Consider the following 23,625-nt stretch of genomic DNA (forward strand, 5'->3'; position numbering starts at 1 on the left):
CGCTCCACACGGGTGACCCCGCACCGTCATTGTTGCGAAAATTGTTCGCGTCTGTCCCGATGACGGGGAAATCGGGTGTCCAGCGACCCGTTAGGCGTCGCTGGTGCTGATCAGGACCTTGCCGACCGCCGCGTCCTCGACCGCCTGGTGCGCCCCGGCCGTGTCGGCAAGCGGGTAGTGGTGCAGCGGCAGACCGGCGTCCGCGCCGACCCGGACGCCGCCCTGGTTGGCCGCAGCAGCCACGTCGACCACACCCTGCGCCTTGGCGGCCTTCGGCTCCGTGTAGACAAGCACGAACTGCCAGCGGGCGTTCACCACGTACAGCGGGCGGATCGGGAGCGTCACCTCGGTGCCGCCGTTGTCGGCGTACACACAGACCGCGCCGCCCTGCCGGATCATCTGCACGTCCGCCGCAGCGTTCGTGGCCGGCGCTACCTCCACGATCGTGTGGACCCCGTCGGGGGCGATCTTGCCGACCTCGTCGACGACGTCCTGCTCGCGATAGTTGATCACGTAGGAGGCGCCGGCCGCCGCCGCGAGCTGTGCCTTCTCCGCGCTGCTCACCGTGGCGATCACCGTGGCGTCGGCCCAGCGGGCGAGCTGGATCGCCGCGTTGCCGACCGCCCCCGCCCCGCCCTGCACCAGCACTGTGTGATCGGCCAGCGCGCCGGCGCGCAGCGCGTCGGGCATGAACTCGCCGGCTGTCAGGCAGCGGTGCGCGGTGAGGAACGGAATGCCCAGGCTGGCACCCAACTCGAACGAGGCGTCGCCCAGGGGGACCGCCTGCCGCACCGGCACCAGCGTGTACTCCGCTGCGGTGCCCCACGGCCGCTGCCAGGCCGCCTCCCAGATCCAGACCCGCTGGCCGATCAGCTCGCGGTCGACGCCCTCGCCGACCGCCTCCACCACACCAGCGCCGTCCTGCCCGGGGATCTGCCACCCGTCCGGCGGGAAGGCCCGCCGCGACTTCCAGTCCGTCGGGTTCACCCCCGACACCGCCAGCCGGACCAGCACCTCGCCCGCTCCCGGCTCCGGCACCGGGCGGTCGACCAGTTCCAGCACCGAAGGGTCGCCGGTGCGCTCGTACACGATGGCTTTCATCAGTCGTTTCTACCCCGCTCGACAGGCGTCAACCCAGCCCCTCCACCAGTTCCGGCGTCAACTCACCGATCGAGGTCAGCGTCACGGCCGCGAGCCCGGCGGCGTCCCGGTCGAGGGGGTACGACAGGTGTGGCACCGCCACCACCCGCATCCCCGCCGCCGCTGCCGACCGCACACCGTTTGACGAGTCCTCCACTGCCACGCACCGGGTCGCGTCGACACCGAGGCGTCGCGCGACGGTCAGGTACACGTCCGGGGCCGGCTTGCCCCGCTCGGTCTCCTCGGTGGACAGGGTCGCGGCGAAGGCGCCGGTCAGGCCGGTGGCCTCCAGCGCCGCCGCGATCAGCCGGGTCGGCGACGAACTGGCCAACCCCAGCGACCACCGCGCCGCCAGGCGACGCACCACGTCGTCGGCGCCGTCGATCAACGGGACGTGCTCTTTGTAGCGCCGGGCCATCTCCCGCACCACCTCGTCGGCGACCTGCTCGGCGCTGCGCCGCACGCCCAGCTCACCGCTGAGGTAACGGGCCCACTCGCCGGTGCTCATGCCCATCAGCCGGCGCTGGGTGTCCGGCTGCCAGGCCCCACCGTGTGTCGCCACGTACGCCCGCCGGACCTCCTCCCAGACCGGTTCGGAATCCACGATCACGCCGTCCAGGTCGAAAACCACCGCATCCGCCACGGGCCCATCCTGCCCGAGAGGTCGACCTCCGGTCAGCCGGGCAGTGCGGGCAGCATGATCGGGCTGTTCGGCGGGATCACCGTGTGGCAGGACCGGGCGATCGGTTCCAGGAGCTCACGCAGCCGGTCCGTGTCGTCCGGGCCGAGAGCCCGCCACGGATGCTCGGCGGCCAGGTCGGTGGCGTCCTCGACCGCCTGGAACCCGGCGCGACCGACGTCGGTGGCCGTGCCGTCGGCTGTCAACCACCCGCGCTGCGTCAGCCGCTCGCGGGCGGCCCGCCACTGTTCCTCGGACCAGCCCCGGCCGAGCAGGTTCTCCGCCGACATGTCCACCGCGACCCGCCAGGCCAGCGTCTCCACCGGGTCCAGGCCGGCGGCCACCAGTGCGGCGTTGTGCCCGTCGCCGCGCAGCTCCCGCAGCGTGGTGGCGGCCTGCCAGAGGCGGGCCAGGGGGTATTCCCCGATCGGCAGCGCCGCGTTGGCCGAGCCGAGCACCCGACCGGAGGTCTGCGCTGCCGAGGCGGCCCGCTCCAGCAGGTCTGCGGCCTCGGCCAGGTGCCCCTCGGGAAGTTCGTAGGTCAGCTCCGCGAGGGCCTGTACCGCGCCGGTCAGCCGGGCGCGCAACGCCTCCTGCGGGGTGGCCAGCCGCCAGACTGCCGGCAGGGCCCGGCTCACCATCGGCGGCGCGAAGTTGAAGAACGCGGCGATGACCGGAGCGGCCTCGACGGCGCCCAGCGGCGCGGCCCGCCCGGCGAAGTAGCCCCGCCAGTAGCCGCGCAGGCCGACCGCCTCGGTCGCGGCACGGGCCCGAGGATGGAAGTACGTGACCGCGTGCACCGGCTCGAAGTGCGTCCACAGCAACCGGGCCGTCCGCCCGGGCTCGTCCAGCGCCGTCACGTGCACCTCCGCATCCCGCGTCCGCATGGTCACCCCGGACGGCGGGCCGCCCGGGGTGACGCCGAACCTACTGCCGGAGGGTGACGGGCAGGAAGCCCCATGTGAACAAGTCCATCGCGTGCCGGCGACAACCGGGGCGATCCGGACGGGTCACTGGGCGGCGAGCACGTCCACCACGAAGCGCAGCGGACCGGTCGGACGACCGCCGGCCTTGGCCGCGTCATTGCCGTACCCCAGCTCACCCGGAATGTCGAGCTGGACACGGCTGCCCACGGTCACGCCGACCAGGCCCTGATCCCAACCGGGGATGACCTGACCCACGCCGATGGCGAAGGTGGCCGGCTGCCCGGCGTTCCAGGACGAGTCGAACTCCTTGCCGTCCTTGTAGAAGACACCCACGTAGTTGGTGGTGATGGTCTGGCCCTTCTTCACCGCCGGGCCGCTGCCCTTGATCACCGGGGTGACAGTGAGCTTCTTCAGCTCGCCCTTGCCCGCCGCCACCGTCGGCTTGCTGCCCAGCGCCGGGTCGGCGCCCTCGGGCAGCTGCGGTGCGGGAGGTGCAGTGGGGACGTCCGCAGCCGGAGCGGAGGCGGACGGGGTCGCGCCGGCCTGGTTGGCGGGCTTGTCGTCACTCCGGTTCCGGTCGATCCACACGAAACCGCCGATCAGCAGCGCCATCACGGCGACGCCGGCGAGACCGCCCGCCCACGCCTGGCGGCGGCGCTTCGCCTCGGCGGCCTTCTGCGCCGCCAGCTGGGCGGCCAGCCGCCGCCCCGCCTTCGTCGCCGGGCTCTGGCCCTCCGACCGGTTCTCCTGCGTGCGCTCGCTCACGTCGTCGACTCCCTGCTGCGAAGGTGTGGCCGGCACCCGGTGCCGGGGGGAAAGCCGACGCACACGGTACTCGCCCGGCGGCCCGCCGTGCCCGCCCCGGATGCCTCGGATCGCCCAGCGACGCCCACGCGGGACGTTATTTCGGGATCACCATGAAGTCGGTCACGAACGACGTCACGCCGCCGTCGGCCGCGCGTCCGATCCACGTGCCGTAGCAGCCGTCGCCCCAACCCGTGGCCACGGTGACGACGTTGGCGCCGGTGGCCTCGTCGAGAACGGCGGTGATCAGGCCCCGGACCGGCGACATGGGCAGCTCGTTCGGGATGAACACCTCCTCCACCTGGTCGTAGTCCCAGCCGTCGAGGACGGCGAGCGCCGTCGGGTCGGCGAGCGTGCCGGCGCCCGCGTCCACCCCGTACCCGAAGTAGTCGTCCGGGCCGAGCGCGGCGACGTCCTGGTCGCCCGCGACGGCCGGCTCCCAGCGGACCGCCGGCTCGTCCGAGACCACCAGTTGCAGCGCGGCCACCCGCCGGTCCACCTCGGCGCCCTCCCGGAGCACCACGGCCACCCAGGCGCGGGCGGAATACCGCCCCGGCGCCACTGTCACCGTGTACGGCTCGGCCTCCGGGCACACCAGCGGGTCGCACCCGACCACCTGGCCGGTGGGCAGCACGACGTCGTCCACCCGGTGGGCCTCGATCAGGTACGCGCCGTACTCGTCGGTGAAGCGGGCACCGGGCGTCAACAACCGGTCCAGGTCAGGGGTGTACGGCATGGGGGCTCCTCCGGTGGCCAACAGCCGGCGGAGCGTACCCGGTCCGGCGGACACCAGTCGTCGCCGCCGTACGGTCAGGCGCTCTTGCGGGGTGCGGTCTTGCGCGCGGCCGTCTTCTTCGCCGGCTCCGCCTTCTTCGCGGCGGCCTTCTTCGCCGGCTCGGCCTTCTTGGCGGCGGTCTTCTTGTCGGTCGTCTTCTTCGCCGTGGTCTTCTTCGCCGGTGCCTTTGCTGCGGCCTTCTTCTCGGCTGCCTTCTGCGCCGAGCGGGCCGACGAGATGGGCGTCGGCTCGCCACCGCCGCCCCCGCGTGCGGGCTGTTCGCCGCGTGCCGCCCGGGCCCGGTCCACCGATGCCTTCAGCGCGGCCATCAGGTCCACCGCCGCGGCCGGCGCCTCCTCGGCCTCCTCCGGCTGGACGACCTCACGACCCTCCACCTTGGCGTCGATGACCTCCTGCAACGCGGCCCGGTAGTCGTCGGTGAAGACGTCCGGCTCGAACTCGCCTGTCATCGAGTCGATGAGCGAGCTGGCCATGGCCAGCTCGGGCGGGCGCACCTTCAGGTCCTCGTCGAGGAAGCCGAAGTCCGGCGTACGGATCTCGTCCGGCCAGAGCATCGTGTTGAGCAGCAGCACGCCCTCGCGGACCCGCAACGTGGCGAGCTGTTCACGTTGGCGCAGCGCCACCTTGACGATTGCCACCCGCTCCGAGTCGATGAGCGCGTCGCGCAGCAGCACGTACGGTTTGGTGGCGGTGCCCTCCGGCTCCAGGAAGTACGCCTTGTTGTAGAGGATCGGGTCGACCTGCTCGGCGGGCACGAACTCCAGCACGTCGATCGCGCGGGAGCTGGTCAGGGGCAGGTCGGCGAAGTCCTCGTCGGTGAGGATCACCATCTCGCCGCCGCCGATGTCGTAGCCCTTGGCGATGTCGTCGTAGGTGACCTCCTCGCCGCAGACCGAGCAGGTGCGCTTGTAGCGGATCCGGCCACCGTCCTCACGGTGCACCTGGTGGAACCGAATGTCCTTCTCCTCGGTCGCCGAGTAGAGCTTCACCCCGATCGAGACGAGCCCGAACGACACGGCTCCCTTCCAGATGGCACGCATCCTGCGCTCCCTTCCCCGGTATCGACCATGCTCGCATCCGAAAGAACATGACGCGAGGTGTTCCGCCTGCTACTACAGTCGGGTCGTGCCCGGCGCGCCGCTCAAGCCGATGCTCGCGATGACCGGGCCGCTCCCGGCGGGTGACGGCTGGGCGTACGAGTTCAAGTGGGACGGGGTCCGCGCGCTCGCCCACATCTCCGGCGGCGTCCAGCACCTGTACGCCCGCTCCGGCGTGGAGATCACCGCCGCGTACCCCGAGCTGGCCACCCTTCCCGAGCAGGTCGACGACGTGCTGCTCGACGGCGAGGTGGTGCTGCTCGGCCAAGGCGGGCAACCCTCGTTCACTGCCCTCGCCGAGCGGATGCACGTGCGGGACCGCAACAAGGCGGCCCGGTTGGCAGCGGTCATGCCGGTCACGTACATGATCTTCGACCTGTTGCGCCGCGGCGGTGAGGATCTGACCGGCTGGCCGTACGAGCGCCGCCGCGAGGCCCTCGACGCGCTCGGGCTCGGCGGTGCCCGGTGGGCGGTGCCGCCGGTCTTCGCCGACGGTCCGGCGACCTACGAGGCGGCCGGCGAGCACGGCTTGGAGGGCGTGATGGCCAAGCGGGTCGGCGCCGTCTACCGCCCCGGGGTGCGCTCCCCGGACTGGGTGAAGGTCAAGCTGGAGGTGACGGGCGACTTCGTCGTGGGTGGCTGGCGGCCGGGCGCGCGCCGGATCGGCGGGCTGCTGGTCGGGGTGCCCGGCCCGGACGGCCGGTTGATCTATCGGGGCCGGGTCGGCGGTGGGATCGGGGCGGCCATCGAACGGCAGCTCCTCGCCGAGCTGGAGCCGCTGCGCTCGGGCGTGTCACCGTTCGCGCCGGGCGTGCCGCGCGAGGATGCCAGGGGCGCCATCTGGGTAGAACCCCGGGTGGTGGTGGAGGTGAAGTACGGCCAACGCACCCCCGACGGCCGGCTGCGCTTCCCCCGGGTGCTGCGGTTGCGCCCGGACAAGCCGCCGGAGGAGGTCGACGATGCCGGCTGAGAAGCTACGGGTGGACGTCGAGGGCCGCCCGCTTGAGCTGTCCAACCTGGACAAGGTCCTCTATCCGGCGGTCGGCTTCACCAAGGGCGAGGTGATCGACTACTACACCCGGATCTCCCCGGTGCTGCTGCCGCACCTGCGCGACCGCCCGGTCACCCGGATCCGCTTCCCCAACGGGGTGGACGACAAGTCCTTCTTCGAGAAGAACAAGCCCGCCGCGACCCCGGACTGGGTGCGGGTGGAGACACTGCCCGCGCCCGGGTCGACGAAGGGTCGGGAGACGATCGACTATGTGGTCGCCGACGATCTGCCCACGGTTGTCTGGCTGGCCAACCTCGCCGCGTTGGAGCTGCACACGCCGCAGTGGAAGGTCGGTGAGGACCCGGACATGATGGTGGTCGACCTGGACCCGGGGCCGCCGGCCGGGCTCGCCGAGTGCTGCCCGGTGGCGGTGCTGATGCGCGACCGGCTCGCCGACGACGGCATCGACTCGTACCCGAAGACGTCAGGCAAGAAGGGCATGCAACTGTGCTGTCCGATCGCTGGCACCCAGTCCGCCGATGACGTCTCCGCCTACGCGCGCCGGATCGCCCAGGAGCTGGAGAAGGCCCACCCGAAGCTGATCGTGTCGAAGATGGCCAAGAACCTGCGGCCCGGCAAGGTCTTCATCGACTGGAGTCAGAACAACGCGGCGAAGACGACTGTGGCGCCGTACTCACTGCGCGCCCAGTCGGTGCCGTCGGTGTCGACGCCACTGACCTGGGACGAGGTCGAGGCCGGCGCCCGCGGCCGGCGACCGGCCGTCCGCCCGTTCACCGCCGCCGAGGTCCTGACCAGGGTCGAGGAGTACGGGGACTTGCTGGCCGCGCTGCTCGACGGTGGGCCCGAGTTGCCGGCCTAGACGAGTAAGTCCCGACTCAAGACGGGCTGGGGTGGCGGCGAAGGGCGCTGGCCATCCGCTGTGGCTGTCCGCCGTGCCGATGTGCTGGTGAGCGGTATACCTCAGAGGTATGAATATGACTCTGAGGTATACGGCTTACGGCCGCGTCCGCCCCCACGGAGGTGACCGGCGGTCACCCCGCCGCCGGCTGCGCCCACCGCCCAACTGGTGTGAGCGCGAGTGTAATGGCCAGGTCACAGCGGTTTCCGCTGACGTCTCCGGCTACGGGTGGTCGACCGGCACGAGCGATTCGGCGAGCCGGGCGTAGCTGTCGCCGCCGTGGCCCGCCGCGACGGCCCGGTCGATGATCGATTGCACGGCCCGCAGCGGTGCGGTCTCGATGCCGCGGGCGGCGGCGGCATCGACGACGTGGGTGACCGCCGAGCCCGCCGACGCGATGCTGGAAACGTCGGCGGCGAAGGTTCCGGATGTGAGTTGCTCGGCGAACCGGTCGGCCATGTCGGGCAACAGGCCACCGATTCCTCTGGCGAAACGGGCGAACGCGGCCGGCGGGATGCCCTCGGCACGGGCCAGGGCGAAGGCGTGCGCGAGTCCGCCGACGGACATGGTGAACAGGTCGAGCAACGCCATTTCGTACGCTGCTGCCGTGCCGACGTCCGCACCGAGGTAGATGCTGGAACCGCCGAAGCTCTCCAACGACGGAAGGCTGTCGTCGAAGAGGGCCCGCGGACCGCTGTAGAGAATCGTTGCGGCCGGTGTCCCGATGGCTGGCGCTGGCGTCAGGATGGCACCGTCCAGGTAGTTGATGCCCCGCTGCGCGGCCCAGGTCGCCATGTCCCGCGCCTCGGCTGCGTGCCCGCTGCCGAGGTTGACGAATGGTCCTCTCGGCGGGCTTTCGAGGCCCGACAGGACGGCGCGCGCTGCCCGGTAGTTGATGACGCAGGCGATGACGACCGATGCCTGGCGTGCCGCATCGGCCACCGTCGGAGCGAGCACCGCTCCCGCGGCCACGAGCGCGGCCGCCCGGCCGGGTGTTCGGTTCCAGACCACGGTGGGGTGACCGGCGGCGAGCGACGCGGCGCCCAGCGCCCGGCCCATCGGGCCGAGCCCCAGGACGGCGACGGTGGCGGGCTGGTTGTCCTCATGATTGGGGTGAGTCACAGCGACGACGGTAAACCTTGCCGTTGACGTGAAGGTCAAGCGCTGATCTGCTCTGGGTGTGCGGATCAGTGAATTGGCGCGGCAGGCCGGCAGCACCCCACGGGCGCTGCGCTACTACGAGGAGCAGGGGCTGTTGAGACCGGCTCGTCTCGCGAGCGGCTACCGCCACTACGAGCCGCAGGCGGTGGGCACGGTGCGGCACATCCAACTGTTGCTGTCCGCCGGCTTGAACACCACGGCGATCGGCGAGATCCTTCCCTGCATCCCCGACGACGTGACCGTGCTGGCCCCCACCTGCCCAGAACTCCTCGACGCGCTCGCGGTGGAGCGCAACCGGATCACCACGTCCATCGACCGGCTCGCCGCCGCTCGTGCTGTCCTGGACCGGCTCATCCAGGCCGGCTCCGGGGCCCGCGACCAGCCCTGAGCACCGTCCGGCCTGCGGAGGGTGGCCCACTGCTCGACGACGGGCGGACAACAGGTCAACGGCGCCCGTAGACACCCGACGTCGTCGTCATGGTCAAAAAATGGCCCGGCGCCCATTTGTGGACGCCGGGCCGAGGTGGACGACGGATCAGCGGTGTCCGAACACCTTTCGGCTGGACCCGAGACGCAGGAGCACCGTCTCACCGGTGGCGTCCTGGACCGCGTCGTTGTCGGTGATCGCGTACACCTCGCCGTTGCCGGCCACGGTCAGACCCTCCAGCTTCTCCTGCGTCCAGCCGTTCGTGGCGCGCAGCGCGGGGAGCACGTCGACGGCGAGCTTCTTCGGCAGCACCGTCAGCGGGCCGGTCGCCGCCGCAGCGGGCAGCGGCACCGTGTAGATCCGCTTGACCGTGGCGGCCGGGCCGCTCAGCTTGTCCCGCTCGATGACCGCGAGCCGGTCGCCGACCACGGTGATCTCGGAGAGGCCCATCCAGTCACCGGGCACGGTGGTGGTGCCCAACTGGTATCCGTACCAACTCCAGGTGCCTGCCGTGACGTCGTAGCGGCCGAGCCGGACGATCCCGGCCGGGTCCGTGCTCAGCTCCCGCTGCACGGCTACCCAGACGACCTCCCGGCCCTGCCGGTCGGTAGTCGCGGTGACCCCTTCCAGGCCCTGCTTGCCCAGGCCGGCGGCGACCTCGGCGGGCAGCGCAACGGTCTGCCGGGTCACCCCGGCGGCGTCGAGCCGGACCAGCTTGTTCTCCGCGCCCTTGGCACCCTCGACAGCGAGCCAGAAGCCGCCCTGCGGGCGGGCGAAGACGCCCTCCGCGTCGTACCCGACGGGTGTGCCGGCCGCATCCCGCACCGGCAGCGCGCCGGTGATCAGGGCCGGCGACCGCTTCGCGTCGATGGTGAGGATCCGAGTCTGGCTGTACGCCGCGTCGGTGACGCTGTAGAGCTGGTCCCGCTTGCCCGGCACCGCGCTCAACGCGCCGAGCGCGCCCCAGCCGATCGGGGTGCCAGTGCGGTCCGCGCCGGAGACGATGCTCGGGAACTCGGGGGTGCCCTTGCCGAGTTGGAAGAGCGACACCGAGGCCCGGACGTTGACCGCGGCGTCGTCCTCCTCGCTGGAGACCGCGAGCAGTCCGCGCGACGGGATGGGCAACAGCCCCTCCGGCCCGTTTGTGGTCGGCAGGACCTGCCGGAACACCGGCCGGGTGGGGTTGCCCAGGTCGTAGACGGCGACGAAGTTGCTCCGCTCCGAGCCGACGAAGGCGTACCGGACGCCGTCGTACTCGGCGACGGCCACGCCCTCCGGCTCGGTGCCCTTCTTGCCGGCCCGGTCCTCGTTGTGCAGCCCGTAGCTGACGGCGAGCCGCTCGAAGGTGTTGCCGGCGTCCCAGGCGACGCGTCCGCTGCGGCTGTCGAAGATCGACCAGCCACGGGTGCCGCCGTGCCAGTCGCCCTCGTTGGCCGTGGCGAGATAGCGGTCGTCGACCCAGGCCACCGCGTCCGGCTCGCGCGGCACGTCGGTGATGCCGCCGGTCAGGTCGATGACACCGTCCTTCTTGGTGTCGATACCGCTGATGGTGACGGTGCCGGCGCTGAACACCGTGGTGATCCGGCCGGTGGGCAGGTCGACAAGGGCAACGCCGTTGTTTTCCTGAAGCGTCACGGCCAGCTGGTTGCGGCTGTTGATCGAGACGTACTCCGGCTCGGGGTCGGTCGGCGCGGCGAGGCCGGCCTGGGCCAGGGCGGGCAGCGCGCTGCCGTCCGCCCCGGTCAGCGCGACCGGCCGCAGCCGCCAACCGGCGGGAGACTTCCCGGTCAGGTCGACGATCTGCACGAAACCGGCGGGCGCCTGGGGCAGGTCGCCCTCCTCGCCGCCGGGCGGGGTGGCCTCCTCGTCACGCTCGTTCTCGATGGCGATCGCGGCGTACCGCTGGTCCTTGCTGATCGCGATCGAGTCGGGCTGACCGCCGAGGTCGAAGCTGGCCACCCGCTTCCGAGCGGCCAGCTCGATCACGTCGAGGCGGCCCGACGGCTCGGTGAAGCTGGCGCTGGTGTTCACCACCACCAGCACGTACCGGCCGACCACGGCGACCGAGGTCGGCTCGTCCTCGGCGTCGCCGAGCTGGGCCAGGGAGAGCGTGCCGAGGCCGCGCGGCCGGTCGGCACGGGAGATGTCCAGGAAGCCGATGCGTCGGGCCAGCGCGTCGGTGTGGATTAGGGTGCGGCCGTCCTCGCTGACCGCCGAGATCTCGGCGACCGTCGCGGTCGCCGAATCCTCGCCGGCCGGACGGTTCTGGAACACCGGGTACGTGGCGACCCGGTCGAAGGCGAGCGAAGGGTGGTGGTGCGCGCCGGCCGACGCGGGGGTGGCCCCGGTCAGGCTGGCGGCGGCGACACCGGCTGCGGTGAGCGCGGTGAATGCTCTTCTGAGTGTCAAGGACTTCCTCCGTTAGGTCGTACCCGCACGGAGGCTGACAGTTGTCGGGGAGCTTCAGCTTGCGCCGACATGAACAGTCGGCGAAGCACGGCGCAGCCGCCACCAGGCGCCGCCGACCAGGACCACCGTGACGACGCTTACCGCGATGTCGCCGGCCAGGGTCGCCCCGGCGCTCGACGGATCCGTGGGCCGCGGCCGCGGGTTCCGCCAGAAGGACAGCAGAGCGGCACCGACGATGCGGCGTACGACCAAAGTCGTTGCGTAGGGTGGTGGCGACGTCGTCACCCGGGGAGCACGCAGATGCAGTCACACGCCACGGCCGACCTCTCGGTCCCGCCCGCCGCCGCCGATAGCCCACTGCTCAGCTACCGCGACGAGGCGACGGGCGAGCGCGTCGACCTGACCGCACATCAGGTAGGCGTCTGGGCGGCGCGCAGCGCGAGCCTGCTGCGCGACGGCTGCGGTCTCGGCCCCGGCAGCCGCGTGGCGGTCCTGCTGCCGCCGCACTGGCGTACCGCCGCGGTGTTGATGGGTGCCTGGGCCTGCGGCCTGGCGGTGTCGTTCCGGCCGCGCGCCACGGCGGGCCTGGCGGCGTTGGAGCCCGGCGGTGACCGGCCGTTCGACGCGGTCTTCGTGACTCCCGAGCGGCAGGACGACTGGCTGGAGGACGTGCCGGACGCCCCGCACCGCTACCTCGTCGGCACCGGGCCGGGGCGGCTGGCCGACGTGCCGCTGGGCTGGCTGGACTGGTCCGCCGAGGTGCTCCGCCACTCCGACGTGACGCCCGACCACACCGCCATCCACCCGTCGGATCCCGCGACCGCGGACGGCACGACCTACGGCCAGTGGGGAGCGCTCGCCCGGGAGTTCGCCACGATGCTCGACCTGCGTGCCGGCGACCGGCTGCTTGTCGACGCCGCCGAGACCGAGCAGCCGCTGAAGTGGTTGCTCGCGCCGCTGTCGGCGGGCGCGTCAGTGGTCATCAGCGCCAACCTCGACCCGGCGCGACGGGACGCGGTGATCGCCGCCGAGCAGGTGACCCGGGTCCTCTGACGTGCGCCCGGCCCGGGATCGGATGATCCCGGGCCGGGTCCGTTGCCGATTCAGCCGAACGCGGCGGCCAACATGCCGGGCTCGTAGGAGCCACCCCGCTGGTGCACGATCACGGCGAGCCGGTTGGCCGCATTGATCAGGGCGACGAGCGCGACGAGCGCGGCGACCTGGTCGTCGTCGTAGTGCTTGCGCACCTGAGCCCAGGTCTCGTCGGACACTCCCTGGTAGGCGTCGGCGAGCCTGGTGCCCTCCTCGGCGAGCGCGAGCGCGGCCTGCTCGGCCTCGGTGAAAACGGTCGACTCGCGCCAGGCGGCGACCAGGCTGAGTCGAACCGCACTCTCGCCGGCCGCCACGGCCTCCTTGACGTGCGTGTCGATGCACCAGCCGCAGCCGTTGATCTGGCTCGCGCGCAGCGACACCAGCTCCTGCGTGGACTTCGGCAGCGGCGACTGCTGCAGCACCATGCCGACGTTCGCGAACCGCTTGAAGAACTTCATCGCGAACTCGTTCTCGAACATGTTGAACCGGGCGTCCATGGTTACCGTCCTTAGCCGTGGTGTTCGATCGGACGACCATGAGATGCCGGTGAGCGCAGCCCTGTGACGGTCGAGCAGGGTGACCACCGCCACAGGCGGGAAGGTGTCACAGAACGGCTGGCTCCGGCATCTGGTGGGTGACGCAGTCGACAGCGAACAGGAGTTCACAGTGGTGGACATGCCGCAGACCGCAGCCGACGACCGGCCGGACCGGGCCACCGAGGCCTTCCTCGCCCACCGCAACCTGCTCTTCACCGTCGCGTACGAGATGCTCGGCTCGGCCGCCGACGCGGAGGACGTACTCCAGGACACCTGGCTGCGGTGGGCGGGCGTCGACCTGGGCGCAGTCCACGACCAACGCGCCTACCTGGTCCGCATCACCACCCGCCAGGCGCTCACCCGGTTGCGGACGCTCGGTCGCCGCAAGGAGTCCTACGTCGGATCCTGGCTGCCCGAGCCGCTGCTCACGGCGCCCGACGTGGCCGAGGACGTCGCGCTGGCCGACAGCGTCTCGATGGCCGTGCTGCTGGTGCTGGAGACGCTCGCGCCGACCGAACGGGCGGTGTTCGTGCTGCGCGAGGTGTTCGACCTCGAGTACGACGAGATCGCCGAAGCCGTCGACAAGAGCCCCGCTGCCGTCCGCCAGATCGCGCACCGGGCCCGGGCACACGTCTCGGCCCGCAGGCCCCGCCAGGTCGTCTCCCCGGCGGAGGCCCGGTGCGCGCTCGACGCGTTCCAGCGGGCGGTCGACATGGGGGATCTGCAGGGCCTACTCGACATCCTCGCGCCGGATGTGGTGTTTCTCGGCGACGGTGGTGGGATCAAGCAGGCCGTCCCGCGGCCCATCCTCGGTGCCGACAAGGTGGCCCGCGCGTTGGCCTCTGGTTGGGGCAAGGTCGCGGGCAGCACGTCGTGGCGGCCGGCGCAGGTCAACGGCTACCCGGCGCTGATCGTCCACCTCGACGGCGAGTTGGACACCGTCGTGGCCGTGCGTATCGAGGGCGGCCTCATCACGGGGATCTACGCTGTCCGCAATCCGGAGAAGCTGTCCCACATGCGGCGGGAGAACGTCCTGAGCCGCTGACGTCGGGCCCTAACAGCGCGCCCCGTGCCCCTGCCGTTACATCCCACATCAGGGCCGTACGCAGGTCTTTTGCCGGTGTCACCAACGTGGTCTCATACCCGAACGACGACGTCATCGACAGCGCACCGCTCCCTCACTGAAAGGTGCACCGATGCACAGGAGACCTGTCTTCCGACTGGCGGTCCTCACCGCCACCACCGCCACGTTCCTGGCCTCCGGCGGCGCCTCCGGAGCGCTCGCCACGGCCGCCCCCGTGACCGCCTCCCCGGGTGTCGCGGCGTGCGACCCGGGCACTGCGGCGCGGGCCGCCGAGGGCGCCACAGCCCAGGAACCGGCGCTGTACTCCAAGAACGAGGCCAACGCCTACGGCGTGATCAAGGACGCGCCACGCCTGCCCAACGGCAGCGTCACCGTGCCGACCGTCTTCCACATGGTCTCCGACCATCCGCTCAGCGCCGCCGAGACGACCAGGTGGAACACCTTGATCGCGGCCCAGATGGCGGTGCTCAACGACTCGTACGCGGGCCGTACGGCAGCCAACGCCTCGGACACCCCGTTCCGGTTCTCGCTCGTCGACACCACGTTCACGGTGAACAGCGCCTGGTACACGGTCGAGCCGGGCAAGAACGAGCGGGACATGAAGAAGGCCCTCTACACCGGCGACTCCCGCACCCTGAACGTGTACGCGGCCAACATCGGCGGTGGCCTGCTCGGCTGGGCGTACTTCCCGAAGGGCTACAACAACGGCCGCGACTACATCGACGGCGTGGTGATGCTCGACGAGTCGATGCCGGGCGGCACGGCCGGCAAGTACGCCCTCGGTGACACGCTCACACACGAGGTGGGGCACTGGCTGATGCTGGAGCACACCTTCGCGCACGGCTGCTCCGCGTCCGGCGACTTCGTCGCGGACACCCCGCGCGAGGCGGCGCCTCAGTTCGACTGCCCGGTGGGCGCGGACACCTGCACCGCACCCGGGCTGGACCCGATCCACAACTTCATGGACTACACGCAGGACTCCTGCATGGACATGTTCACCGCAGGTCAGGCCGACCGGATGAGCGACGCCTGGGTGGCGTTCCGCGCCGGCGGCGCCGGCTGACGCAAGCAGTGTCGGGGGCTGGCGGGGTGTGCCCCGCCAGCCCCTTTCCGTCCCTCATCACCGCCGGTTCAGCCGGGGCGAGCAGGGCGCGGTGTGGTCGGCGGGCACACCGGCCGCCGGGCCAGCACCCGGCGGTGGCGACATTGCGGGAGCAGGGTGTGCTGGTTGGCCGACCGGGTCGCGGCGTTTTCGTCGCGGAGTCCACCTGGACGAGTGATTTCCCCTAACCCCGGCTGGGGCGCAGCCGGCAGTCCGCCGGTGGCCTGCGGTGACCCTCGGTCACCTCCGTGGGGGCGGATGCGGTCGTCAGCGGTATACCTCAGAGTCATATTCATACCTCTGCGGTATACCGCTCACCAGCACCTCGACACGGCGGGCAGCGCGACGGCTCTGCATCAGTCGACCCGTCGGCAGCTTCGGGCCGAGGACGTCAGCGCCGCCTGAGCGGTCGGGCAGCTGACGACACGCGCGAAAGCGCAGTTGATCAACTAACTGTTCATCCCCGCTGCGCCCGTTTCTCATCAAGCTCGCCTGGCGAGTTCGCCAACGGCCGGCAGGGTCACTGAACGGCCGCGCCCACCGGCGTGCCACAGCACCTGTAGACCGGAGCGCTGGCATGCCCTCAACCGCACGGTGGCCCCGCCGCGTCGTGATCGCGGTGGCGTTCACAGTCACCCTGCTCGCGATGGCGGTTCCCGCCGGAGCGCACCCGTACGGCTATCCGCAGACCGTGGCCGTCGCGGCGGACGCGACCCGCCCCGAGGTGGTGCGTCTGACGTGGAAGGCGGGCGGCGTCGACGAACTGACTCTGCTCGGCGTCAAACTCGGCCTGCTGCCGCAGGACCGTGTTCTGCTCGACGGCGCGATCTCCTTCCAGCCTTCGGACTCGACGGTGCTTGCCTCGTCCGCGCCGTTCGCGAGCTACCTGCTTGCACAGATGACGGTCAGCAGCGACGGGCATGCGTGCGCCGGAACCGTCCACCCGCCACGCGACCTCGTGCGCTCCGGTGTGGACGTCGACTACGCCTGCGTGGGGTCGGTCGGCGCGGCCCGCATCGAGGTCCGGATGTTGAGCGATCTCGACCAGGCGTACCAGACGGTGGCGACCGGCCCGCGCGGCCAGCGCCAGGTGTACGGCCCCGGCCGGTACGCCCATGACTGGGTGCTCGGCGACGTGCCCGCCGCCAGCGAGGCGAGCGTGCCCGACCACGGCCCCGCCACCGGCTGGAAGGTCGCCGGGAGCGTCGGCCCCCTGCTGCTCGTCGCGGCCGTCGTCGTGCTGCTGCGGCGTCAGGTACGTCGCCGACGGGTCGCCCTCGCCCGCCCCTCCTGAGACCGGCCAACCGCTCTGGCCCCCCTGCCCGCCGCGGTCGGCATTCCGGTGCTCGGCGTCGGCGGTTCCTCGCACCCAACGAAATCGCACCCCAACGAAGGAGAAACCTCGCCATGACGCACGCACCACGTGCGCGTAGGGAGCGAACACGCGGACTCCTGTCCGCGGTGGCGCTCCTGCTCATCGCCGGACCGGCGACGATCGTCAGCCCCACCCTCGCAGGAGCGCAAACGGTCACGACCAGCGGTAACGCGCCGCTGATCAGTTTGAGCGACGGGCAGAACGTCGAGGGTAAGGTCCCCGTCGTCGTCGAGCCGGTCACCGAGAACGACTCGGTCACCACCCTCGCCGTCGACGGTGACCGGATCGGCGCCGACAAGACGGCCGGCACCGCCCACTTCGCCTTCGAGATGGGCGGCAACGGCACCGAGGCCCGGTACCGCAACTACATCACCGTCAACGGTCACACCGCCGAGGCCGACCGGGTGTACCTCCCGAACATCCCGGGCGGGCAGGTCGGCACCCTCGACTTCCCCGGTGACTGGTTGCAGCCCGGCACCAACACCGTCACCGTCCAGGCCGGAGCGAACTGGGTCGACACGACCACCAAGACCACCGTCGGCTACGAGGAGCTGCCGAACGGCGAGGGTGGCCGCTGCCCCAACTACGACGACTACGCGTTGAGCAGCATCAGCCTCAGCCTGCTCGGCGTGGTGGCCGACGGCGAGCAGAACCTGTTCAGCTACAGCTTCGGCGACGGCACCTGCGGCAGCTCGGCGAAGCTGCTCAACCAGGCCCTGACCTTCGTCATCTCCGGCGAGCCGGGCAGCACGTCCGGCCTGCGCGCCGACCTGGACACCACGAAGCTGACAAACGGTACGCACACCGTCAGCGCGACCACCCTGTCGGGCGCGAAGACCTCCGTGACTGTCGACGTCAACAACTCGCCGGCCGGCGCGGCGGTCGTTACCCCCGGTGACGGTGCCCGTGTCCGTGGCACGCGGCCGGTCATCGCCGCTCTGCCCAGCGGCGGCAGGGACCACGTCGAGTCGCTGGCCATCGACGACAAGCCCGCCGAGAACGCGGAGGTGCTGGCCACCGGCACCGCAACCCTCGGCCTCCGGGTCGAGGCGGGCAACTCGATCGAGGCCCGCTACCAGAGCTACGCGCTTGTCAACGGCCACCGGGTCGACCTCGGCGGCGACTACGGCGCGACCGGAGCGGAGGACGTCAGGCTGGCGTTCCCCAATCGGTTCCTGCGCCTCGGTGACAACGTCGTCGAGGTCCGGACCGGTGACTACAACGGCACCCTGAACGGCGCGACCTGCGCCAACCATGACGACTTCACCCTCAACCGGGAGGCCACGAGCCTGACCCTGAGCACCGCGGGCACGGTGACGGCCGGCACCACGTACGTCGTCACCACAAGCGGCACGACCGTGACGAAGGCGGAGACGACCGCCGCCACGCTGGCGCTGGGCGACGGCACCTGCGCGGCCAACAGGGACGCCGAACTCCACTTCACCGTCGCGGGCGCGCCGACGACCCGTACTGTCGACACCCTCGGCAGCGGCGGCGACGCGCACCTGAAGGTGTTCGTCGGCGGCAACGGCAGCGACAACGGGTACGACAACAGAGTGCTGATCAACGGCATCCCGCTGGAGATCGGCATGTGGGAGAAGGAGACCGCCGACCTCGCGTTCCCGAACGAGTGGCTGGTGCCGGGCGTCAACGCCGTGGAGTTCGTCGCGGGCAACGACCACGGCAGCGCCAAGCCGGGCGGCTGCGACAACTTCGACGACTACACGCTGCGGGACTTCCAGCTGCTGCCGACCGACGCGAAGGCGACGCAGCTGACCCGCTCGACCGCCCAGACGACTGTCACCATCGGTTCGGCGAGCTACCCCGCCGGTTCCCAGGTGACCACGTACCTCGGTGATGGCACCTGTGGCAGCAGCTACAACTCGGTGCTGACCAAGATGGTCCTGTTCGACGTCACCGCACCCGACGGCGCGGCGCTGCCGGCGCTGGGCAAGCGCGCCGACGTGGACACGACGACGATCCCGGACGGCGCGCACACCATCAAGGCGGTCGTCGGGGACAAGACCTCGACGCGGCGCTTCACCACCGACAACACCGCCCCGGAGGTCGAGAGCAGTGTCCCGGCGGCCGGGCAGCGGCTGACCTCGACAGTCGCGCTCAACGTCAAGATCAAGGACGCCTCCGGCGTGGTGGGTACGCCGGCCATCACCCTCGACGGCACGGCCGTCAAGCAGGGCGACCAGATCGGCCACGGCCTGCCGGCCGGTGAGCACACCATCGCGTTGACGGCGACCGACGCGCTCGGCAACACCGCCACCCGCGAGGTGCGGTTCAGCAGCGCGAGCATCCCGGACGTTCCGACCGAGCTGAACTCGACGATCAAGAGCACCGATCCGCTCTCGGCCGAGCTGTCCGCCCGGATCCCCGGCGCCGAGGGCGTCGGGCTGACCGCCACCTTCACCAGGGCGGACGTGGTCCTGCCCACTGGCGGCTACCAGGGCGAGGCGGCCGACGTGCCGACCACGCTGGACGTGCAGCACGACAAGACAGTGGACGTCGCCTCGCTGCGTCCGCTCGACGGCGCGACGATCGACACCCCGTCCAGCCGTGGGGTGATCTTCCAGCGGTACGACCTGCCGCTGGGCGCCACCAAGCAGGAGCCGACGCTGCGCTGGTCGGGCACCATCGACCCGGCGCGGATCGTGGCGCTGCGGGCGTGGGACCCGGCCACCAAGAAGTGGGTCGTGCTGACCAGTTCGCGGGGGCAGGCCGGGCAGGACACCGTCCTGACCGCGCAGGTCGAGGCCGGCTACCGCGACGGCGGCGTCGTGCACGTGCTCGTCACAGGCGAGGACCCGTTCGCCGACGACCTGTCGCCGCACGACGCGTCGGCGCAGAACGACAAGGACCGCTTCGAGGATCCCGCGTCGTACGACTTCTCGTTGGCGCACTTCACCGACACCCAGTACGTCACCGAGGGCGCGGCCGGCGGCACGTACGACGACTTCGACGGCAACGCCGAGCCCACGGATGTCGAGACGGCCGAGGAGCAGGCGATCTGGTCTGCCGCGTACCGCGACCAGATGCAGTGGATCGCCGACAACGCCGCCAGCCGCAAGATCGCGTACGCGGCGCACACAGGCGACGTCATCGAGAACGACTACTACGACCCGCTGGCCAAGAACCCGGACGGCTCGCTGAAGCGGCCCGGTCTGCACGAGCAGGTCGAGAAGGAACTCGCCACCGCCTCGGGCTTCCAGAAGATCCTCGACGACAACGGCGTCGTCAACCAGGTCATCGCGGGCAACCACGACGACCAGTTGGGCGCCGAGACGGGCCCCACGTCCCGGTTCAGTCGGACCTTCAGCGCCGACAGGTACTACGGCACGGCGAAGGGCTGGCCGAAGGGCACCGAATACCACGCCTGGGACGAGAAGACGAACGCCGACGGGTCCGTCACGCCGGGCAGGGACAATCAGAACAACTACCTGCTGTTCTCCGCCGGTGGTCTGGACTTCGTGGCGGTCGGCCTGTCGTACGGCGTAACGCCGGCCGAGGCCAAGTGGGCTGACTCGATCTTCAAGCGGTACAAGGACCGCAACGGGATTCTGCTCTCCCACGACTACCTGAAGCCGTCGCCCAACCCGGACGGTCGCGGCGCGGACTTCTCCGCACCGGACGGCTCGCCGCTGTTCAAGCAGGTCGTCGAGGTCAACCCGAACGTCTTCCTGGTCCTCGCCGGTCACGAACACGGCGTCGGCACCAACCTGAAGTCGAAGATCGGCGTCACGGTCAGCCACGACGTCGTCGAGCTGCTCGCGGACTACCAGTTCTACACGGTCACCGCCGCCGAGCTGTGGCCGACGCGGGTCGCCCCGGACGGCACGATCGACGTCAACGGCGACGGCACCCCGGACCACAGGGCCACCGACCGGCTGCAGTTCGGCGCGAGCTTCCTGCGCCTGCTCCAGTTCGACGTGGACCGCGCCGAGATGCACATCGACACGTACTCGCCGTTCCTCAAGAACTTCGGGGCGACCGAGTACGACGTCCGCCAGGACGGCAGCCAGCCCAAGCCGCGCTACAACGGGTCGGAGGACAACCTGACCCTGCCGGTGGATCTCAGCACCCGCAAGACGTCGTTCACCACCGACTCGCTCGCCGCGTACGTGCCGTCCGGCACGATCGGCACCGACGAGGTGACCTCGAACGGCGTCGCCACGGCGACCTGGGACAAGCTGCTGCCGGGCACCTCGTACGGCTGGATCGTGTCGGCGAGGAGCGCCGACGGTGGCGAGGCGGTGGCCCAGCCGGCCGTGTTCACGATCGCCAAGCAGGTCCCGACGATGACCGTCACCGCCGCCCCGACCAACTGGGGCACCGCGGCGACGGTGACCGTGCGCGTCGCGGCCGGCAGCACGCCTGTCGCCGGCGCTGTGGAGCTGCGCGAGGGTACGACAGTTCGCGGCTCGACCACGCTCACCAACGGGACCGCGACGTTCACCCTCCCGGTGGGCCTCGCGGGCGGTCAGCACACGCTTACCGCGTCGTACGCGGGTGACGACCACCTCACCCCGGTGGAGGCCACCGCCGTCCTGACGGTGAACCTGCCGACGCAGTGGAGTTCGTCGACCGTCTACAACGCCGGGGACCGGGTCACCTACCAGGGCAGGGTCTTCCTGGCCTCCTGGTACACGAAGAACCAGAAGCCGGGCGCCGACGCCAACGGCGCGTGGCAGGAAATCGCCATGGCCGAGGACGGTACGGCGATCTGGACCGCGTCGCGGATCTTCAACTCGGGTGACTTCGCCATGTACGACGCTAAGAAGTGGCGGGCCCAGTGGTACACCCGCAACCAGAAGCCGGGTGACCGCAACGGCTCCTGGGAGGAGATCGCCCCGACCCCACCGGACAACAGCCCGGCGGCCTGGACGCTCACCAAGGTCTACAACGCCGGTGACCGGGTGTCCTTCAAGGGCCACGTGTACGAGGCGAAGTGGTGGACGCGCGGCCAGGAGCCGGGCGACAAGAGCGGCCCCTGGAGGCTGATCAAGTAGTCAGGCTCGTGTGACGCCGGCCCGGGACCACTGCTGGTCCCGGGCCGGCGTGCTTGATCGACTCGGTTTCCGTGAAACCGGGGCATCGTCCCGCGTCGGATGCCGCGACTTCCTGAAAACCGAGTCGATCAAGTGGCGCGCGCTAGAGAGCGAACAGGAGTGCGGCGTCCAGGAGGACGACCACGGCGGTGGCGAAGTGGATGCCGAAGGCCACGGCCTTCGTTCCGCCGTTGCGGAGCACGATGAGTGTGTCGCCCAGCGGGACGAGCGCGACGATCAGCATGAACCACGCGACCGACTCGGCGGTGGTGAAGGCGATCAGGGCGAGGCCGAGCAGCCCGAAGGTGAGGTCCTTCAGGCCCTTGACCGTCAGGTAGGCGGAGTCGCCGTCCGATCGGGCCGGTACGCCGTACCCGGCGGCCGCGGCCTGCGGCACCAGCAGGAACCGCGCGCCGATGAAGACGACGAAGAGGCTGAGTACGACGGCGAGCCCGTAGGCCAGGGGTGACAACATGGTCCGCTCCAATTGCTAGCGCCGCTAGATGCAAGAACGACGCTAGCAGAGCAACGGCAGGATCGCTAGCGGTGCTAGTATTGCGGTCATGTCGACTCAGACGCGCCGGGAGCGCGAGCGGGCGGAACGGGAACGGGCCATCATCGCCGCGGCCCGCGATCTGGCCCTGGCGGAAGGCTGGGACGCGGTCACCACCCGCCGGCTCGCCGCCGAGATCGAATACAGCCAGCCCGTCCTCTACAGCCACTTCAAGGGCAAGGACGCCATCATGGCGGCGGTAGCCGTCGAGGGCTTCGCCGAGCTGGCCACCGCCCTGGCCACTGCCCGGACCTCGGCCGCCGACCCTCGGCGGGCGGTCGCCGACGTGGCCGCGGCGTACACCACCTTCGCCGAGCAGCGGCCCGCGCTCTACGACGCGATGTTCACCCTCGCCGTGACCCTGCCGTTCGCCAGCCAGGATGTCCCGACCGATCTGGCCCGGGGTTTCGCCGAGCTGGCCGAGGCGGTGCGCCCGGCGGCCGGTGACGACGACCTGGAAGTGGTCACCGAGACGTTCTGGAGTGGCCTGCACGGGCTGGTCACGCTGATGCGCAGCGGCCGGCTCCGCCGCGAGGGCCACGACCGCCGGCTGGCGGTGCTGGTGGACCGCTTCTCCCGTTGAGAGGCGTCGGTCAGGGCTGACCGAGCCGTCGCGCGCAGGGCGCGAGGTGGTCGACCGGCAGCGCACATCGCGCGCCGCCGGGCAGTGGCCGGTCACAGAACACCCAATGGCGTACGCCCTGTTGGTCCTCCGCCGAGACGGTCACCCCGCCCGGCTCGACCCGCGCGCTGAGCCGGACCAGCACCCGAGCTGCGGTACGCGCGAAGATCCGTGCGCGCAGCAGGTCCGGCGCGGTGATCGGCAGGTGGATCACCCAACGCTCGCTCATCGACGGCTGCCCTTCGTCGGACGGGATCGACGTGCGGGGCGGCCTCCGTCGGTTGCGGTCGACGGAGGCCGCCCCACCCCGCAGCCGTTCCGGAGGTACGGCGGCAGGCCGCGCCGGGGGAGCGCGGTGAATGAGGTCTCGGCGGCGATGCGAGACCGATACGAGAGGCGCCAACCGACCGCAGCAGCACCGCATCACCGAGAGCGACGCTATTGCCACCGAGTCACCTATGTCAAGCATGTCGCCGAGTCATCTACCCACTTATGTCACTCGCACTACATGCGTTGCCTGTGTCGAGGCGGCTGATCAATACTGGGCGGGCCAACCGACTGCAAGGGGCTCCACGTGCCTATCCCGCCCACAATGGACGAGCTGCTCGCCGATCTTCTCGAGAAGATCAAGAACGGGACCTACGCGCCTGGTTCGCAGCTTCCGTCCGGGCGGGTTCTGGCCGACGAGTATGACGTCTCGCAGTCCACGATCAGCCGAGCGGTGGCGACGCTGCGCAAGCAGGGTGTGCTGGTTGGTCGGCCGGGGCGCGGTGTCTTCGTCGCGGAGTCCGGCAAGCGCTGACCCGCGCCGACTGGACGCCGGATCGCGTTACGCCGCAAGGGTGATCTTGGTCC

Annotated in this window: 21 protein-coding genes; 10 read left to right on the plus strand and 11 right to left on the minus strand. The window is 70.8% G+C overall.

The features are described from left to right. Positions 1 to 90: 90 nt before the first annotated feature. The 6 genes from ACLQ26_RS15440 to ACLQ26_RS15465 form a co-directional block, all read right to left on the minus strand. Positions 91 to 1,101, minus strand: coding sequence for an NADPH:quinone reductase (locus ACLQ26_RS15440; protein WP_425745045.1), 1,011 nt, complete (start codon positions 1,099 to 1,101; stop codon positions 91 to 93). A 28-nt stretch (positions 1,102 to 1,129) separates the two neighbouring features. Then, positions 1,130 to 1,783, minus strand: a complete 654-nt coding sequence (locus ACLQ26_RS15445; protein ID WP_425745046.1) for an HAD family hydrolase — start codon at positions 1,781 to 1,783, stop codon at positions 1,130 to 1,132. A gap of 32 nt (positions 1,784 to 1,815) precedes the next feature. Beyond that, positions 1,816 to 2,706, minus strand: coding sequence for an SCO6745 family protein (locus tag ACLQ26_RS15450; RefSeq protein ID WP_425745047.1), 891 nt, complete (start codon positions 2,704 to 2,706; stop codon positions 1,816 to 1,818). A gap of 123 nt (positions 2,707 to 2,829) precedes the next feature. Then, positions 2,830 to 3,546, minus strand: coding sequence for an FKBP-type peptidyl-prolyl cis-trans isomerase (locus ACLQ26_RS15455; protein ID WP_425745188.1), 717 nt, complete (start codon positions 3,544 to 3,546; stop codon positions 2,830 to 2,832). Positions 3,547 to 3,646: 100 nt separating this feature from the next. After that, positions 3,647 to 4,285, minus strand: coding sequence for a DUF4241 domain-containing protein (locus tag ACLQ26_RS15460; protein ID WP_425745048.1), 639 nt, complete (start codon positions 4,283 to 4,285; stop codon positions 3,647 to 3,649). 74 nt (positions 4,286 to 4,359) lie between these two features. After that, positions 4,360 to 5,385: a Ku protein gene (locus ACLQ26_RS15465; protein WP_425745049.1), complete on the minus strand. Its 1,026-nt coding sequence runs from the start codon at positions 5,383 to 5,385 to the stop codon at positions 4,360 to 4,362. Positions 5,386 to 5,470: 85 nt separating this feature from the next. On the opposite strand from ACLQ26_RS15465, the gene ligD (ACLQ26_RS15470) reads away from it, so the two are divergent. Together ligD (ACLQ26_RS15470) and ligD (ACLQ26_RS15475) are read left to right on the plus strand one after the other, a co-directional pair. Further along, complete coding sequence (gene ligD, locus ACLQ26_RS15470; RefSeq protein ID WP_425745050.1) at positions 5,471 to 6,412, plus strand: non-homologous end-joining DNA ligase; 942 nt, start codon at positions 5,471 to 5,473, stop codon at positions 6,410 to 6,412. Further along, complete coding sequence (gene ligD / locus ACLQ26_RS15475) at positions 6,402 to 7,313, plus strand: non-homologous end-joining DNA ligase (protein WP_425745051.1); 912 nt, start codon at positions 6,402 to 6,404, stop codon at positions 7,311 to 7,313. Before ligD (ACLQ26_RS15470) ends, ligD (ACLQ26_RS15475) begins: the two co-directional genes overlap by 11 nt. A gap of 261 nt (positions 7,314 to 7,574) precedes the next feature. On the opposite strand, the gene ACLQ26_RS15480 is transcribed toward ligD (ACLQ26_RS15475), so the two are convergent. Next, the gene (locus ACLQ26_RS15480; protein ID WP_425745052.1) at positions 7,575 to 8,474 is read right to left on the minus strand and encodes an NAD(P)-dependent oxidoreductase; all 900 of its coding nucleotides are present in this window, start codon (positions 8,472 to 8,474) and stop codon (positions 7,575 to 7,577) included. 58 nt (positions 8,475 to 8,532) lie between these two features. Between ACLQ26_RS15480 and ACLQ26_RS15485 the strand changes: the two genes are divergently transcribed. Continuing rightward, positions 8,533 to 8,901: a MerR family transcriptional regulator gene (locus ACLQ26_RS15485; RefSeq protein WP_425745053.1), complete on the plus strand. Its 369-nt coding sequence runs from the start codon at positions 8,533 to 8,535 to the stop codon at positions 8,899 to 8,901. Positions 8,902 to 9,048: 147 nt separating this feature from the next. On the opposite strand, the gene ACLQ26_RS15490 is transcribed toward ACLQ26_RS15485, so the two are convergent. Continuing rightward, entirely contained in the window at positions 9,049 to 11,349 is a 2,301-nt protein-coding gene (locus ACLQ26_RS15490; protein ID WP_425745054.1) for an esterase-like activity of phytase family protein, read from the minus strand. A 300-nt stretch (positions 11,350 to 11,649) separates the two neighbouring features. On the opposite strand from ACLQ26_RS15490, the gene ACLQ26_RS15495 reads away from it, so the two are divergent. After that, positions 11,650 to 12,402 (plus strand): TIGR03089 family protein, encoded by a 753-nt coding sequence (locus ACLQ26_RS15495; protein ID WP_425745055.1) that lies wholly within the window; start codon positions 11,650 to 11,652, stop codon positions 12,400 to 12,402. A 50-nt stretch (positions 12,403 to 12,452) separates the two neighbouring features. On the opposite strand, the gene ACLQ26_RS15500 is transcribed toward ACLQ26_RS15495, so the two are convergent. After that, on the minus strand, positions 12,453 to 12,938 hold the full coding sequence (locus ACLQ26_RS15500) for a carboxymuconolactone decarboxylase family protein (RefSeq protein ID WP_425745056.1): 486 nt from the start codon (positions 12,936 to 12,938) through the stop codon (positions 12,453 to 12,455). A 79-nt stretch (positions 12,939 to 13,017) separates the two neighbouring features. On the opposite strand from ACLQ26_RS15500, the gene ACLQ26_RS15505 reads away from it, so the two are divergent. From ACLQ26_RS15505 to ACLQ26_RS15520, 4 genes are all read left to right on the plus strand, one after another. Next, on the plus strand, positions 13,018 to 14,022 hold the full coding sequence (locus ACLQ26_RS15505) for an RNA polymerase sigma-70 factor (RefSeq protein ID WP_425745057.1): 1,005 nt from the start codon (positions 13,018 to 13,020) through the stop codon (positions 14,020 to 14,022). 151 nt (positions 14,023 to 14,173) lie between these two features. Further along, a complete protein-coding gene (locus ACLQ26_RS15510; protein WP_425745058.1) occupies positions 14,174 to 15,124 on the plus strand; it encodes a zinc metalloprotease in 951 nt (316 codons plus the stop codon). A gap of 616 nt (positions 15,125 to 15,740) precedes the next feature. Beyond that, positions 15,741 to 16,457, plus strand: coding sequence for a hypothetical protein (locus tag ACLQ26_RS15515; RefSeq protein ID WP_425745059.1), 717 nt, complete (start codon positions 15,741 to 15,743; stop codon positions 16,455 to 16,457). A 113-nt stretch (positions 16,458 to 16,570) separates the two neighbouring features. Beyond that, positions 16,571 to 21,556 carry a carbohydrate-binding protein gene (locus ACLQ26_RS15520; protein ID WP_425745060.1) on the plus strand — a complete coding sequence of 1,662 codons (4,986 nt, stop codon included), beginning with the start codon at positions 16,571 to 16,573 and terminating at the stop codon, positions 21,554 to 21,556. A gap of 142 nt (positions 21,557 to 21,698) precedes the next feature. On the opposite strand, the gene ACLQ26_RS15525 is transcribed toward ACLQ26_RS15520, so the two are convergent. Beyond that, a complete protein-coding gene (locus ACLQ26_RS15525; RefSeq protein ID WP_425745061.1) occupies positions 21,699 to 22,070 on the minus strand; it encodes a DUF4267 domain-containing protein in 372 nt (123 codons plus the stop codon). 88 nt (positions 22,071 to 22,158) lie between these two features. Between ACLQ26_RS15525 and ACLQ26_RS15530 the strand changes: the two genes are divergently transcribed. Beyond that, positions 22,159 to 22,731 carry a TetR/AcrR family transcriptional regulator gene (locus ACLQ26_RS15530; protein ID WP_425745062.1) on the plus strand — a complete coding sequence of 191 codons (573 nt, stop codon included), beginning with the start codon at positions 22,159 to 22,161 and terminating at the stop codon, positions 22,729 to 22,731. A gap of 10 nt (positions 22,732 to 22,741) precedes the next feature. Here the strand turns inward: ACLQ26_RS15530 and ACLQ26_RS15535 are convergent, their stop codons facing one another. Then, positions 22,742 to 22,999, minus strand: coding sequence for a hypothetical protein (locus ACLQ26_RS15535; protein ID WP_425745063.1), 258 nt, complete (start codon positions 22,997 to 22,999; stop codon positions 22,742 to 22,744). Between the two features lie 363 nt (positions 23,000 to 23,362). Here ACLQ26_RS15535 and ACLQ26_RS15540 point away from each other — a divergent pair, with 363 nt between their 5' ends. Then, entirely contained in the window at positions 23,363 to 23,572 is a 210-nt protein-coding gene (locus ACLQ26_RS15540) for a GntR family transcriptional regulator (protein WP_425745064.1), read from the plus strand. Positions 23,573 to 23,625 lie beyond the last annotated feature (53 nt).

Origin of the sequence: Micromonospora sp. DT43, from assembly GCF_049841645.1 — a bacterium.
Taxonomy (GTDB): domain Bacteria; phylum Actinomycetota; class Actinomycetes; order Mycobacteriales; family Micromonosporaceae; genus Micromonospora.